This window comes from Myroides oncorhynchi (assembly GCF_020905415.1).
Lineage (GTDB): Bacteria > Bacteroidota > Bacteroidia > Flavobacteriales > Flavobacteriaceae > Flavobacterium > Flavobacterium oncorhynchi_A.
Window position 1 is genome coordinate 3658329 of the sequence record NZ_JAJJMP010000001.1, and the last position, 14864, is coordinate 3673192.

15 protein-coding genes are annotated in these 14864 nt (G+C 33.0%); 2 read left to right on the forward strand and 13 right to left on the reverse strand.

Translation table 11 applies throughout. The features are described 5' to 3' along the window. Positions 1-31: 31 nt before the first annotated feature. Entirely contained in the window at positions 32-1516 is a 1485-nt protein-coding gene (locus LNQ81_RS15915) for a hypothetical protein (protein WP_229948436.1), read from the reverse strand. A gap of 188 nt (positions 1517-1704) precedes the next feature. Beyond that, entirely contained in the window at positions 1705-1872 is a 168-nt protein-coding gene (locus LNQ81_RS15920; RefSeq protein WP_229948438.1) for a hypothetical protein, read from the reverse strand. A 92-nt stretch (positions 1873-1964) separates the two neighbouring features. On the opposite strand from LNQ81_RS15920, the gene LNQ81_RS15925 reads away from it, so the two are divergent. Next, a complete protein-coding gene (locus LNQ81_RS15925; RefSeq protein WP_229945071.1) occupies positions 1965-2858 on the forward strand; it encodes an IS1595 family transposase in 894 nt (297 codons plus the stop codon). Here LNQ81_RS15925 and LNQ81_RS15930 read toward each other — a convergent pair. The 6 genes from LNQ81_RS15930 to LNQ81_RS15955 all read right to left on the reverse strand — a co-directional run bounded on the left by LNQ81_RS15930 (position 2855) and on the right by LNQ81_RS15955 (position 8486). Then, on the reverse strand, positions 2855-3346 hold the full coding sequence (locus LNQ81_RS15930) for a hypothetical protein (RefSeq protein WP_229948440.1): 492 nt from the start codon (positions 3344-3346) through the stop codon (positions 2855-2857). The two genes, LNQ81_RS15925 and LNQ81_RS15930, sit on opposite strands and share 4 nt — an antisense overlap. A gap of 140 nt (positions 3347-3486) precedes the next feature. Further along, positions 3487-3822, reverse strand: a complete 336-nt coding sequence (locus LNQ81_RS15935) for a hypothetical protein (protein WP_229948441.1) — start codon at positions 3820-3822, stop codon at positions 3487-3489. 125 nt (positions 3823-3947) lie between these two features. Continuing rightward, positions 3948-4247 (reverse strand): hypothetical protein, encoded by a 300-nt coding sequence (locus tag LNQ81_RS15940; protein WP_229948443.1) that lies wholly within the window; start codon positions 4245-4247, stop codon positions 3948-3950. A 442-nt stretch (positions 4248-4689) separates the two neighbouring features. After that, on the reverse strand, positions 4690-6957 hold the full coding sequence (locus tag LNQ81_RS15945; protein ID WP_229948444.1) for a cation:proton antiporter: 2268 nt from the start codon (positions 6955-6957) through the stop codon (positions 4690-4692). Positions 6958-7069: 112 nt separating this feature from the next. Continuing rightward, positions 7070-7780: a LytR/AlgR family response regulator transcription factor gene (locus LNQ81_RS15950; RefSeq protein WP_229948446.1), complete on the reverse strand. Its 711-nt coding sequence runs from the start codon at positions 7778-7780 to the stop codon at positions 7070-7072. Further along, on the reverse strand, positions 7749-8486 hold the full coding sequence (locus LNQ81_RS15955; RefSeq protein WP_229948447.1) for a sensor histidine kinase: 738 nt from the start codon (positions 8484-8486) through the stop codon (positions 7749-7751). Before LNQ81_RS15955 ends, LNQ81_RS15950 begins: the two co-directional genes overlap by 32 nt. Before the next feature lie 352 nt (positions 8487-8838). On the opposite strand from LNQ81_RS15955, the gene LNQ81_RS15960 reads away from it, so the two are divergent. Beyond that, a complete protein-coding gene (locus LNQ81_RS15960; RefSeq protein ID WP_229948449.1) occupies positions 8839-9345 on the forward strand; it encodes a hypothetical protein in 507 nt (168 codons plus the stop codon). A gap of 730 nt (positions 9346-10075) precedes the next feature. Here LNQ81_RS15960 and dnaN read toward each other — a convergent pair. The 5 genes from dnaN to LNQ81_RS15985 form a co-directional block, all read right to left on the reverse strand. Continuing rightward, entirely contained in the window at positions 10076-11194 is a 1119-nt protein-coding gene (gene dnaN / locus LNQ81_RS15965) for a DNA polymerase III subunit beta (RefSeq protein ID WP_121965980.1), read from the reverse strand. A gap of 81 nt (positions 11195-11275) precedes the next feature. Then, positions 11276-12961, reverse strand: coding sequence for a gliding motility-associated ABC transporter substrate-binding protein GldG (gene gldG, locus LNQ81_RS15970; RefSeq protein WP_229948450.1), 1686 nt, complete (start codon positions 12959-12961; stop codon positions 11276-11278). After that, positions 12961-13677, reverse strand: coding sequence for a gliding motility-associated ABC transporter permease subunit GldF (gldF, locus tag LNQ81_RS15975; RefSeq protein WP_121965978.1), 717 nt, complete (start codon positions 13675-13677; stop codon positions 12961-12963). Before gldF ends, gldG begins: the two co-directional genes overlap by 1 nt. A gap of 10 nt (positions 13678-13687) precedes the next feature. Then, positions 13688-13984 carry a putative quinol monooxygenase gene (locus LNQ81_RS15980; protein ID WP_229948452.1) on the reverse strand — a complete coding sequence of 99 codons (297 nt, stop codon included), beginning with the start codon at positions 13982-13984 and terminating at the stop codon, positions 13688-13690. Positions 13985-13994: 10 nt separating this feature from the next. Further along, complete coding sequence (locus LNQ81_RS15985) at positions 13995-14834, reverse strand: SAM hydrolase/SAM-dependent halogenase family protein (protein WP_229948454.1); 840 nt, start codon at positions 14832-14834, stop codon at positions 13995-13997. Positions 14835-14864: the final 30 nt, after the last annotated feature.

Here is a 14864-nt window from a genome sequence, read left to right on the forward strand (position 1 = left end):
ATAGTCCTTACTTAGGAGCGATGTATATTCTTTAAGACAAATCTTCTATAGCCTCTATTCCCGTGCGTTTACAGATAACTCTAAAGCGTTTATAATCGACTTTATCCCCAAATTTTATTTGCATAATAAAGTTTAAGTAATAAATTTTATCTGCCAATACCTTCACAGGCTTACCTGTACTATCATTTGGATCTAGTATAGATACACTCACATAAGGATTATTCATTCGGTTTGTAAGGCGAGTAATGTTAAAGCGAACAATATCATTTATTCCATCGAAAGCATATGTACTTTCTTGTATTACCTTTTTATTATCTAAGTGTACTTTTTTGCGATATAACAAAATCTTCTCGTTGTGAATCTTGTTCTCTACCTCTAGTAAGGCTGAACGATCACGTAGATTGAGCGCTTCTTCAGGCACCTTATTCTCAGCCATAAAATCAACAGATTCGCGTATCCATCCTATCTTCTGATCTTTAATACTAATACTCGTTTTGTTATCAAAATACTTCCCTCCTAACTTGCCAATAAAGTAATAACGCATCAGGTCTTTAATCCTATCTTTAAGAATATAACTAATCACTAAGGCCACAAAAAGAGGCATTGTAAAATTGCCATACTTCTGTTGAAAAGAGAAGGCAACTATCGTCGCAAACACCATAGAGAGCCCCGCTGCTATACTATAATAGATTTGTTGAGCAATGACTCCATCTTCATCTCTTCGCTTATTAGAAGTCAAGACAAGATCTGATTCTATATACTTATCTAACATCGCGTGTCGATATACTACTTTTTGATTATTCTCCTTATCCCCTTTTATAATATCGAGATAATCCTGCTGTTTCATATACTCTTTCTCACGAATAATCAAACCAATCAAATGCTGATTAAGCATACTTGACATCTTGTACTTATTATTCTCAAGTAACTCTATAAAATTAAAGACTTGATGTATGATAGCATAAGATAGATACTCATCTGCGAAGTCGTAGTAATTCTTCACATCACTCCCCTCTTCTAAGTCAACTAGGAGTTCTCTTAACGCTCTAAACTGAATGGAAATATTCTCTACTGCAGTAGCAAATTCAATACATTGCTCCTCTAAATCTTCTGCTAGTACACACTTCTTGATTTCGACAATATGATCGCGGATAGCACTTCGGAAGATAGCCATAAACATCTTCAGCTGAAACTCATACTCCATAATCAGCTCTGCATTTCCTTCTTTATCAGCTAGTACATCATTAAAAGCTGAGCGCAGGTTATTAAGTGGTACAGCTCCATTATCCACTATTTCCTTTAGCAAATAGATGGGTGTGATAAATCTTACCTTAGATTTGACATCCGAGTAGAACTGTTCTTTCTGATAGGTAGAAGCATTGATATCTAAGCTATTCGGTATAAAAAACCAAGTATTGGTCTCGAACTCTGCCTGCTGACCTATCTTCTCTGATTTAAACCCTACTTTAACTTCCACGGAATAAGCATCGTGAATACTCGTCTCTATTTCTATCATAAATTACCTGTCCTTTATGTATGTGAAGATACCAAATAACTAGGATAGTTAAGGGATTATAGGTAAAATAAAGTGGAGGTTCTTATTAGTAAAGACGCTATTAGAACTTGATTCTATCTTGTACTATTCAGTTTTTAACTTTAGACTCTTATTGATAAAAACTTTTAAATTCAAAGTCTTATCTTCACTTATTTGATATGCATATAATCATTCCTAAGGCTATTAAATTTCTTTTCTAATTGTCTAAAAGATAAAACTTCACTAATAACCTCTTCTTTATTTTCAAATACCCCTTCTAGTTCAAATAATCCTTCATTCTTTACAGAATAGAAGTCAGATATGCCTTTAAAAATCAAATCTTCTTCCGTCGGATTTTCAGCTGAATACTTAATAATTTTATTGAGTTATTAAATTAACTTCCGTACATTAGTATCTTAAAATCAACAGTATGGAAATTTTTAAGGGTCAAAACATTCTTAACTTAGTAAAAGAACTACCAGATGACGAATCTTGTAAAGCTTATCTAAGTAAAATAAAGTGGTCAAACGGTTTTACTTGTGTAAAATGTGGACACAAAAAAGGTTGCTTAAAATCTAATCATTCATACTATTGCTATAACTGTGAGCATGTTGAAAGCTCAACAGCTAATACCTTATTTCACAAAGTCAAATTTGGTTTACATAAAGCATTTATGATTGTGTTTGAAATGACAACTTCTACCAAAAGCATATCTAGTATTCAAATGGGTAAACGCTATGGTATAAGCCAGCCAACAGCGTGGGGCTTTATGCATAAAGTTCGTTTAGCTATGCAAAGTAGCGAGCAATCTCCTATGACTGAGACAGTCCATGTTGATGAGTTTGTTGTAGGGGGATACGAACAAGGAAAACCAGGAAGAAGTTACGACACCAAAAAAGCTAAAGCAGTGATAGCTGTAGAGTTAAATACTGAAAGAAAAGTAAAAAGAGCCTATGTTAAGTGTATTGACGATTACTCTGCTAAGTCATTAACTACTATATTCGAACAACACATTTCAGAAGATGCTAATGTAGTTACAGATAAATGGAGGGGATACAATCCCTTGAAAAAAAAGTATAACATCACTCAAAAAGAAAGTGATAAAGGTGCTAATTTTAAAGAATTACACGTGATAATTCACCAACTTAAATCCTGGATTAGGACTGTACCTTCACATATCAATAAGAAATACATCCAAGCTTACTTTAATGAGTTCGTATATAGATTAAATAGATCCTTATTTAAGGAAACTATTTTTCATAACACAATTGTAAAGATGGTTAAAGCGAAACCAACTACTTTAAATATGATTAGCGGAAACTAAACAGATAACTCAATAATTTTATTTTTAAATTCACTACTTTTCAATGACTTATACAGCACATCCATTCCATTAAATTCATCTATAATAGTATATATTATCATAGTCGAATTAAATTCACTTCCTTCACTATCCTTATTAAAGTATACAAGTCCAACATTAATTAAACTACCTCTAATGATTTCACTTACTTCCTTACAAAGAATATCATCATTTACAATTATTTTTTGAGATTCACCTTCTTCTTTCATATCAAAATAAGAAGTTCTTCCTAGGAAATTATATGCACTTAAATCCTCTGTCATATACAAATCAGAAACACCTAAAAAATCAAAACTTAGTAGAAACTTATTGATAATTTCTTTAGCCTTATTCTCTATATCTATTAGTAATAATTCTAAAGATTTTAACTCAAAAATATAGGAGGATTGAATCCCTGTAAATGTATTATTACAATAAAAGACTAAAGTAACACCGATATATTTTTTCATAAATTTATAATTTAGATTTTCTATCAAGCATATTACAAGCTATTAGTTATTACTCCCATAATTCAATTTGCCACGTTAGTTAAAAATTCATTCTATCATTTGGTTTGTTGTTTCCTAAACATACCCACATTTAATTAATCCTAAAGATATTTTGTGATTTTAAATTTATTTATCACACCATCCCAATTTTCACCATAAGTAATAAACTCTATAAAATTTACTTTGCCATCAGTGATATCAAGTTCAAAACCTAATCCATATTCAAGACTCTCCACTTCAATATTTTCATTAGTACTTAATGATACATTATAGAAGTCCCGATTACTGATTTTAATTTCTTGAGAATAGACAAAATTCACATACATCCCAACACCTGTTATTTCTCTATTCTTTATCCTTAAATAAGGAATATGTTCTTTTAAGAATGGGTAGTCTTTTGCTAAACTATTCAGTACTGCTAATTCAAATTCGTTCATATTAGTAACATTATAACCCTTATTACAATTACGAGTAATTACTCCAATAGTTCATTAATGAGCATTTACTTGAGTTCTAACATCATCACACAAATCAAATATTTCTTTCCATATAGTGCTTTCTCTTACCCACTAATACTCCATAAACTAGTATCTCCTATACTTAAATACAAATTCCTAGTTGCGATAGCTTTATGATAAATATCTTGAGAAATCATTCTTTTGGAAAGTAATTTTGTAAGCGTATCACTATTAAAAAATGTACGAACATTAATATCAAAAACTTCAAAAATTAAATACCCTAATTTTTCATCATTACACTCAAGAAGAAAACCACCACTATCTATAGTTTCTAAAAAATAAATATATAACTGTTCTTCATTAATACCTTTAATTACTTCTATTTTTAAAAAATTATAAAACACTGTAATTTAATAAAATACAATTAAAAACACACAACTAATTAGTTTAAATATAGTAGAGATAGTCTAAGAGGATAGATTTTCCTCCTCCCTCTCTCAACAATACACTTTTTTTTGTATCTTTGAAATGCAAAATATTTTAAATCAATACGTTAGTATTGATAATATTACTACACGAAAAACCTAGTACTTTTTACAAAAAATAAAGCTCAAACTTAAGAACCTTATTATTCATACAATGCGATTATTTACTATCCTATACTCACTTCATAAAATCTACAAAAGAAATATAGTTCTAATAAAAGAACCGTGAACCGAAATTATATTGTAGTATTTAGTCAACACTTATTCAAAAATTATCAATTATATACATAAAATAAAAGCGCCTTTTCTTAATAGAGAAGGCGCACAACAAATTAATATAATCTATATGATGGAAACTAGGTTACAATTGCATTAGTAGCATAGATGGGGCATTATTTAGCCAAGGGGTTCTCTCCTCTACTAAGTTTTTCCAACTATCTAAACTGATCAGCATTAAGTCAAACTCTTCGATAAATTCCTTATCCACTTCTTTTGCACTAACTATTCTAATGTGGTTAGGTTTAAATTGTTCGATTAGACGAACTTGTTCTTTAAACTCTGGGTAACTTTCTAATTGTCCTGTAGCGTCTAGCACTGTTATTTGCGCTTCACTATTGCGTATCCACTTCTGTGCATAACTTAACAATTTCAAATCTTGTTTCGTAAATACAGGCAAAAAGATATGTTCTACTTTATCAAAGTCCTTATTAATAAAAATACCTACAGGAACTTTAGAACGATTAAGTATCTGCTGAGTTCGCGCATTAAACCACGAATTCTCAAAGAACTTCTCTTTTCCAATTACTTTATTTAATAACACGTCAGGATTAATGATACGTGTCGTAAATCCAAGGATATTTCCTAGAAGTGATCCTCTATAAATAGAATATCCCATCTCGATTAATAGCAAGTCACTAATCTGCTCATTGACCACATTCACTACATCACTTTCCACATCATTAGACACTTTATAATAGGTCTGCACCTCTTGATCTAGCGTTGTCGCTTCTTCTTGTACCGCCTCGAAGATTTCACCTTCATATTCTGTAGAAGTAAAAGCATTCACTTCATTACTCTCCACTAAGTGCATCGCAGTAATACCTGTATCTGCATTATTCTTACCGACGAAACTGCTCGCTAACTTCATCAATGGCTTCAAGCTAGCCTTGTCCTCAAAGAAAAGAGACACTTGATACTTTCCGATATTAGAGGTTGCTGTAGTACTCTCATCTTCTACTAAAGGTCCAAATATCTTGGCGATTAAATCTAGCACTGGCCCTGTCATAAATGTAGTTGCCAAAGCCATAATCACCATCATCGCAAAGACTTCTCCTGTTAAGACACCTAAGTCGAACCCGATATTAAGAACGATAAGTTCCATCAGTCCTCTTGTATTCATTAACGCACCTATCGTCAAACTATCTTTCCAAGTCATTCCGACTATCTTGGCGGTTAGTGCACTTCCCACAAATTTACCTACTGTGGCGACTAAGATGATAATCCCTGTTATCTTCCATAAGTAAGGTTCGTTTAGCAACCCTATCTCTGTACGCAATCCTGTATAAACGAAGAATAGTGGTAAGAATAAAATCACTGCGATATCCTCTACTTTTTCTATAAAGATATTTCTGATTTTCATATTATCAGGCATTACTGCTCCCATCATAAACGCTCCAAATAAAGCGTGAATTCCGATAACTTCAGTACAATATGCTGATATAATAAGTGTCAATAAGAATATCGCCACTGTCCCTTTAGACAATAAATTACTAGAAGACTGATATTTAGCGATACGCGCTAAGAAAGGCTTCACTAATTTTAGCATAACGATTACATAGATAATCGCTAAAGCCATTATATATAAAGAACTCGTAAAACTTCCTGCCTGAACGATAGCTATAACCGCTGCTAATAAACACCAAGCTGTAATATCATCAGCTGCTGCACATGTAATAACGATAGTTCCGAGTCGGGTCTTCTGTAATCCTCGCTCTTGCACGATGCGGGCGAGAACTGGAAAGGCGGTAATACTCATCGAAATACCTAAGAACAATCCGAAAGACAGGAACTCAACACCATGCGGCGCAAATGAAGTAAAAATATAATACGCTAAGGTCATCCCTAAAGCGAAAGGTATAATAATACTCGCATGGCTAATAAGTACGGCATCATGCGCTTTATTTTTCAGCACCTTTAAATCTAGCTCCATCCCGATGACGAACATAAATAGGATTAATCCTATCTGACTTAAAAAGCCTAAGTTGCCTAAGGACTGAGGAGGAAATAATGCGGCTGAAAACTCTGGAAAATAGGTTCCCACTAATGATGGTCCTAGCGCGATACCGGCTATGATCTCACCAATTACAGAAGGCTGTCCTATCTTCTTACATATCCATCCGAATACTCGTGCTACAAGTACGATAGTCACGATCTGTGCTAGTAATAACGCTAGCGGTAAATTTAAGTTATCTTGTATTGTACCTAAAAAGTTTTCGAATACTGATTTATCCGATACTATTTTAACTACATCTGATTCTAAGCGTACTCCTTTAGAAACTACCCAATACATTAAGGCAGAACACCCTCCTATGATAATGAAATAAAGGAAAGAATTTTTAAACTTTGACATACTATTACTTTTTTATCTGGTACAAACATCTCTATTATATGTATGATAAAAAGCAAATATGAATCCAAAGTCACTGAAGTTGTAATGAAATGACATTATTATGTAATAAATATTATATTTTCTCTAGAAAATCAGTCTTATAAGTCATCCCAAGCGTTAATTCTAGTGGTTTCCCTTCTACGGTCTTCAGTATAGTCGTGATCTCATCATGACTAAAAAAACGCACTATACGCAGCGCTATTAGCTCCCCTTTATTAATACGACAGAATTTGCTATTAGGTAACACAGAAACGAACTTATCTAAAGACATATTCTTAGCTATCACTACTTGGTTATTCTCTAGATACACATCTTTATCTCTACTATCGATCTCATTGGTCTTGATATACAGAATATCTGAAAAGTGTAACAATGCCTTTCCTTTATTTGAATTAATCGTAATAAAACTAACATCATCCACAGGCTTAAACTGTCGCATCGCTTTCAAAATAGCCTTGTGAAGGCGCTCTTTCTTAATTGGCTTAGCGATATAATCGATCGCCTCTATCTCAAAAGCTTCTAATGCATACTCTTTATAGGCCGTTACGAATATCACACCTTTATTGACTAATAACTGAGCTACACTTAACCCATCCATCCCTGGCATATTAATATCTAATATAGCTATGTCAAACTCTAATAATGGAAGCTCTTCAAGAAAAACAGTAGGATTGTCATAAATCTTTACGATTTCAACTTCTTCTATTTGCTCACAAAGCATCTTCAAATACTTCAGTCCAAGCATTTCATCATCAAGTAGTACGCATTTTAGTTTTGAAATCATGTAAGTTAATTTTTAGGTGCATTGAATAAATATGATCGTCTTCGCTTTTTTCTAATTTATAAGCGTGTCCATAGATTAATTCTAATCGCTTATTTAAAGCTGTCAAACCATATCCCCCCTTATCTTTAGTCAGTGTCTTCATTCTAGATTTCTTATTAGATACAAGCAAATCAAACTGGTTATTCTTTAGTTTAAACAAAATAGAAATAAACGCATCTGAGCTCGCTAAATCTGCATGCTTAAAGGCATTCTCAATCAACTCGACACAGACAAGTGGAGCGATAAGATCTTCTGTATAGTAAGGCTCAGTCTCTCCTATACTAGAGCGAATATCTAATCTAAAAAGAGGGTTAAGCTTTATCTTATTGATATCTATTAATCGCAAAGCGAACTCGTGTTCTTCTTTTAAAGACACCATCTTTCTCTGGCTGTCATAAAGAATGTAATCTAGTACTCCTGCCATCTTATCTAAGGCATAGTACGTCTGATAAGCATGAGACTGTATAGAGTTTAATATATTCTTAAACAAGTGCGGATCTAATCTAGACTCTAAATTCTCTAACTGTAGATAACGAATTTTAGAATCAAACAATTGTCTCTCGGTTTCTAACTCATTTCGACGAATGCTTATGGCACGCATCGAATAAATCAACCAACCTATCACAACTAATAAGGTGATTACTATAATAACTAAGAAGGTTTCCATTATCTTAAATGTTTAAGCAAAACTAAAGAATTAAATTGATACATATAAATACTAAATATTATCAGTCACAACGAGACTAAAAGCACTTATGCAGATGAATAAACATAAATTTAATATTAAATCAACATTAAATTCGCATATTGACCATAAATAGCAATATGTTATTACTAAAAACAGTTATACTATATAATAAAAAAAACAATAATTAATAAAAATTGATATTATTAATTCAAATTAAAAACAATAAAACCGATATAACGCAATATTTTACAAAAAAAAGAAGATAAACACTAATTTTAACATTAATAACTATCTTAGCAAAAGAAAAGAAATCAAATAAAAACACGTAACTATGATCGTATTCACATCTGATTTGCAAAATCACTTTGCTACATTAAATGACAAATTAGAAAGTAAAAACACAGCACACCAAATACTTTCTTACTTATCTCAGAACATCGTAACTTCAATAGGTTTTTACGGGATGCTAGAGAATAACCAAATAGAAAACATAGTAAGTATCAAAAAGACGTTAATCAATCTATTTGTAGACATTAAGTTAGAGGTTCTTAATAGTGTTCACTATTTAACAAATGACCATTTACAGGATCTAAATAAGATTAAAATCCTATTCCAAATCAATGAGCAGGAGCTTCTAAACTACAAGACTACTGAGATCCAAGACATCATCTCTAAACAGATCTTCTCTTTAGAAAGTAAAGAACAAGTAGACCGATCTGAAATCAAGAAGAATCTAACAGGTTTAAAACAGTTATTAGGGATACCTACACTAAACCACAACAAAGTAAGTTTAGATCAATACGCTTATGTAACTTCGCCTACTGAAGCAATAGTCTAAATCCTGATTACCCATTAGCCAAACTCACAACAACAAAACAACATTAATACCCATTAGTTAAAATATTCCTTACACTATTCAAAGTATTTGTCCCCAGAATAGCTGTATTGAGACAATACGTGTTTTATGGTATGCTTTTAGTGGTTATATATTTAACATTTATATATAAACCATTGAAACTACTAATACACTTACTCTTACTATCTATATCGATCTACTTAAATAGTTTAGCTTTTGATTATTTACTACTACATTTACACACAGATACTGATAACTCATTCAGAATAGGCCTTATATTCACCACCGTATCTACTATAATTACGCTGATAATCATAGCTTATCTGATAAGTCTTATATTAAATCGACTAGAATAGATATTATTTCCATTTGTACATAAGAGTACACATACCATTAAGTAAAGAGCAATACACTATTACACTTTCGTTGTGATACGCCTAAGTATCCCAGAATAAATGATAGACAGATAAACGAAAAGTAATTATACAAAATAGATCTGAATTAATAATTAAAGTATACTGTAGTATGGTTTTAGAATTAATGAAAGAACTATGAAGTAGAATTGCTTTGTAGTATTTGGCAAACGCTGATTCTGGGATTATGTACAGTTACGAGTAACTAATACACTCTAGAGTATAGAGCAAAAAAAAGCCCCTCTTCGAAATGAAGAGAAGCTTCCTATATATTATTCTATAAACTATTCGTTTATTGATTAACTATTAAGCATTACAGGCATTACCAACATTGTTACAGTTTCACCATCTTCTAATCCATCTACTGGAGTTAAGATACCTGCTCTGTTAGGTAAAGACATTTCTAAAAGAATGTCATCAGACTGTAAGTTGTTTAACATCTCTAATAAGAATCTAGAGTTAAAACCAATTTGCATATCATCTCCTTGGTAATCACACGTTAGACGCTCATCTGCTTTGTTAGAATAATCAATATCCTCAGCAGAGATATTAAGCTCAGTACCTGCAACTTTTAATCTGATTTGGTGAGTCGTTTTATTTGCATAAATAGACACACGTCTAACAGAACTTAAGAATTGTGTTCTATTGATTAAAAGTTTATTAGGGTTTTCCTTAGGAATAACAGCCTCGTAATTAGGATACTTACCATCAATCAAACGACAAGTTAATGTATAATTCTCAAAAGAGAATTGTGCATTAGATTCGTTAAACTCGATACTAACATCTGCTCCTAAAGCCATTAAGATACCTTTAAGGATAGTAAGTGGCTTCTTAGGCATAATAAAGCTTGCTTCGTTAGAAGAAACAATATCTGTACGAGAATACTTTACTAACTTATGTGCATCAGTAGCTACGAAGATTAATCCTGATGGAGAGAACTGAAAGAATACTCCAGACATAACTGGGCGTAAATCATCATTTCCAGCAGCAAAGATTGTTTTGCTGATAGCAGTTGCTAATACTCCTGCAGGAACTTCCGTTTTAGATGGATCTTCTAATGACTCAGCTTTAGGGAACTCATCTCCTTGTGCATATGCTAAGACGTATTTACCTACGTCTGAACTAATTTCAATCGTATTGTTTTCCTTAACTGAAAAAGTCAATGGCTGCTCAGGGAATGTTTTTAATGTCTCCAACAATAACTTTGCAGGAACAGCTATACTTCCTTGACTTGTAGATTCAATTTCTAAAGTAGCAGACATTGTGGTTTCTAAATCAGATGCAGATACCTTTAATACATTATTATCTAACTCAAATAAGAAGTTATCTAAGATATGTAGGGTATTACTACTGTTTATTACACTACCTAGAACTTGTAATTGCTTTAACAAGTAAGAACTCGATACTATAAACTTCATACTATAATTGTTTTATATGTAAAAATACTTTTACAGTTACAAATATATCCGATTATTACCAATAATAAAAGAAATATCACTTTACTTTTTTATGAATTTTCGTTTTCTAATGAGAATAAATACACAACCGAAAATTACAACCAACACTATTGGGACAACCAATACTTTCATCTGTATAGATGTATACTGCTGCTCTACTCTTAATTTGTCTAGCATTGGGATCTTAACCTCTTTGGTTCTCAAATTAATAAGTCCTGTATCATCTAGTAGATAATTGACTGAATTTAGTACTAATTCTTTATTTCCATAAAGCATATTAGTCCATTTGTCATATCCTAACTCCAGAGGCATCCCTTTTTCATCTAGCTGGTTTCTGATAATATCTCCATCTGATATCACGATCATCTGAGTACTTTTACTCTCTGAAAGTGGCTTCTCTACTGAGAAAGGCATCACACGGTTCTTAAACACAGAAGAAAAATTACCTTCTAATAACACTCCTAAAATATAACTTCCCTTGCCCTCATAGAACTCAGGTGTAACTTGTTCGTTGATTACTTCAAAGCTAATTTCATTTGGCACACCTACTAAACTTGAGTATTTAGATGACTTCACTAAGATTGTCTTTTTAATACCATTCTTTAAGGTATCGATCGGAGAAGCGAAATCATACTTCACTCCTTCTATATTTTTAACGATAGGATGATCTGAATCTGGATATACAAAAGGGGCAAACTTCCATAAGAAATCAGTGTACACTGTCTCACTCCCCTGTCTTCCTGACGCTAGCTTTATCTTAGTACTTATTTCGTCTTTAACCAACACTGGATTAATACGCACTCCATACTTAAATAATAATTCTCCTAAGCTCTGATCTTTTGGATACGCTAGCATTCTTCCATCTTGTCTAAGACTGTCGAAGTCTGCCTGCACCTGATCGATTAGCCATAGTGCCTTACCACCATTCATTACATACTGATCCAGCACTCCTATTTGCTCTTCAGAGAAGGGTTTAGTTGGCTTAGCTATAATCGCTAGGTCATATTCTTTTAGTTGCTCTAAAGTCTTCTGTGGAGTCTTTGTCACAGAATCAAGTGTAAAAGGCGCGATATGATACGACTCTCTCACTGTCATTAAGAAGTCAGCGATATTGCCATCTTCTAACTCCCCATTCCCTTTAAGGATAGCGATCTTCTTATATTTCTCTTGCGTTACTTTATTGATTGCCTCGGCAAATGCATATTCTAAGTGCTGTACAGATGAGACAACTTTCTCTTCTGTATTCGCTCCCATCATATTCTTTAACAGTTGCACTCTTGCTACTTTTCCCCCTTGTGTCACTAAAGCCCAAGGAAATACTAACTGTTGGCTCTGAGCTCCCTTATCGCTTACTGTAATCGTAACGGGTTTCAGATCAAAATTATATAACTTCTCTACTGCTTCTTTCTTATTTAGGCTTTCCTCATTAGGATCGACAAATCTAAACTTGATATTCGAATTTATAGATTGTATCTCCTCTAGGAGCTGTTTAGTCTCATTCTGAAGTCGTCTAAACTCTAGTGGGAAGTTGCCTTTTAGGAACACATCTACCACCACTGGCTCCTGCACCTGATCTACTATTCCTACTGTACTAGCAGAAAGAGTATATCTATGATCTTGTGTAAAGTCAAATCGTTTATATACAAAAGTACCGATAACATTAAGCACTACTAATGCTACAAGTAAACGTATCAGTAACTTAATATCGTTTTTTTGAAACTTCTTCATTATTTGCGCAGTGTTTTAATTTTGAATACTGTAAGTCCAAGACACAAGATAGTCATTGAAGCAAAATAGATCAAATCTCTCGTATCGATAACTCCTTTAGAGATACTTCTGAAGTGGTATAGAATACCTATCTTCTCAAACCACTCTCCGAATAGTCCAGCTAACGCATCTATCCCTAAAGAAAAGAATAGACACAGCGCCACTCCTGTGATAAAAGCTACAATCTGATTTTCTGTCAATGAAGAAGAGAATATCCCCATAGATACATAACACGCCACTAAAAATAGTAGCCCTATAAACGAACCAATGATACTACTGTAATCTATATGTTGCCCCTCTAAGACTAAATCTTTAAGGATAAACACATATACTATAGTAGGAATAATAGCAATAAAGATTAAAGCAAATACACCGATGAACTTCCCTAAAACGATTTGCCATACAGATAACGGTTTAGTTAGTAATAGCTCTATCGTACCATTCTTAATCTCCTCAGAGAAGCTCTTCATACTTACTGCTGGGATTAGGAATATCAACACCCACGGTGCCAAATAGAAAAAAGGAGACAGATCTGCGAAGCCACTTTGCAACACATTATACTCTCCATCTAAAAACCACAACAAAATACCATTTATCACTAAAAACAAGACTATAACTAGATAGCCTGTTAATGAACTAAAAAAAGCTTTAATTTCTCTAAGACTGATTGCCTTCATAAACTATTTACTATTTAAGTGTCACCACTTTATCCACACTCCAAGCTTCTGCCTTCTCTTTGAACAAAGTTTTGGTATAAGGCCATAACTCACCGAAAAGTTCTGATTTCTTATAGTCATCAAGATTACTCTCATCTTCCCAGTAACTATACGTAAAAAACACATTAGTATGCTGTTTATCACGATATACCTCTAAGAATTGACATCCTGGATAATGACGTACTTTATCTTTGATAGTATCAAAGTGTGCTAAAAAATCATCCACCTTATCTTCAAGCAAGGTTAGCTTTACAATTCTTATAAACATAGTTTTTACTTTAATATTGTGCTTCAGGATCAAATTCGATCATGATTGTATCATTTAAATTCAGATTCATCAACTGACGAGGCGTACCTCCAGGAGAATCTGGTCTAGAGTAAAACAAGCCAATCGTCAACAAATCAACATCATTAAAGACAGCCACTAGTTCTCCTGCACGCTCCTTCAAAGTAGCGATATCATTTGTTTTAAAATCAGCGAAGTGATTACTAATACGCGAGATGCGGTAATCCTTAAATCGAATAGCGTATTTAGTATTTCCATTTGAAACTACATCATAGTCGCTTCTGTGTATATTAGTCACTAGATTTCCATAAGAATCTTCGTATATAACTTTTCCTGTAATTTTATTTGGCAATAGAGAAACGCTCATCGCTAAGCGGCTTGGGTTATAGATAGACTCTAGTGAATTCCCTATCTCTTCTAATCTGCGACCTTCTAATAATTGATATGCACAATACACGAATATGTCATTTGACTTCATCATTCCATCGTGCTTGATGTGAACTGCCTTATCGAAACTTTCTTCTCCTAAGATGATGCTTACTATCCCGTTATCAGCGGTGATAAAATAATGACCATCATATTCTACGCAGATTGCTTTTGTATAATCCGTTACAGAAGCATCGACTGCTATGATATGTATTGTACCTTGAGGAAACTGGTTATAAGCTGCTCCGATAACGAATCCAGCATCCTCAGTATTATATTTACTTATTTCGTGTGAGATATCAACTATATTACAGCCACTGATATTGGAATATATCTTCCCCTTTAAAGCCCCTACATAATGGTCTCTATATCCAAAATCTGTTGTTAGTGTAATTATTCTTTGCATTATTATTTTTCAATATATTTTAAGAAAAAT

Excerpts from the sequence above, each read along its gene's own strand:
- LNQ81_RS15915 (WP_229948436.1), bottom strand. The coding sequence starts at position 1,516 with ATGATAGAAATAGAGACGAGTATTCACGATGCTTATTCCGTGGAAGTT.
- LNQ81_RS15925 (WP_229945071.1), top strand. The coding sequence starts at position 1,965 with ATGGAAATTTTTAAGGGTCAAAACATTCTTAACTTAGTAAAAGAACTA.
- LNQ81_RS15930 (WP_229948440.1), bottom strand. The coding sequence starts at position 3,346 with ATGAAAAAATATATCGGTGTTACTTTAGTCTTTTATTGTAATAATACA.
- LNQ81_RS15935 (WP_229948441.1), bottom strand. The coding sequence starts at position 3,822 with ATGAACGAATTTGAATTAGCAGTACTGAATAGTTTAGCAAAAGACTAC.
- LNQ81_RS15945 (WP_229948444.1), bottom strand. The coding sequence starts at position 6,957 with ATGTCAAAGTTTAAAAATTCTTTCCTTTATTTCATTATCATAGGAGGG.
- LNQ81_RS15950 (WP_229948446.1), bottom strand. The coding sequence starts at position 7,780 with ATGATTTCAAAACTAAAATGCGTACTACTTGATGATGAAATGCTTGGA.
- LNQ81_RS15955 (WP_229948447.1), bottom strand. The coding sequence starts at position 8,486 with ATGGAAACCTTCTTAGTTATTATAGTAATCACCTTATTAGTTGTGATA.
- LNQ81_RS15960 (WP_229948449.1), top strand. The coding sequence starts at position 8,839 with ATGATCGTATTCACATCTGATTTGCAAAATCACTTTGCTACATTAAAT.
- dnaN (WP_121965980.1), bottom strand. The coding sequence starts at position 11,194 with ATGAAGTTTATAGTATCGAGTTCTTACTTGTTAAAGCAATTACAAGTT.
- gldG (WP_229948450.1), bottom strand. The coding sequence starts at position 12,961 with ATGAAGAAGTTTCAAAAAAACGATATTAAGTTACTGATACGTTTACTT.
- gldF (WP_121965978.1), bottom strand. The coding sequence starts at position 13,677 with ATGAAGGCAATCAGTCTTAGAGAAATTAAAGCTTTTTTTAGTTCATTA.
- LNQ81_RS15980 (WP_229948452.1), bottom strand. The coding sequence starts at position 13,984 with ATGTTTATAAGAATTGTAAAGCTAACCTTGCTTGAAGATAAGGTGGAT.
- LNQ81_RS15985 (WP_229948454.1), bottom strand. The coding sequence starts at position 14,834 with ATGCAAAGAATAATTACACTAACAACAGATTTTGGATATAGAGACCAT.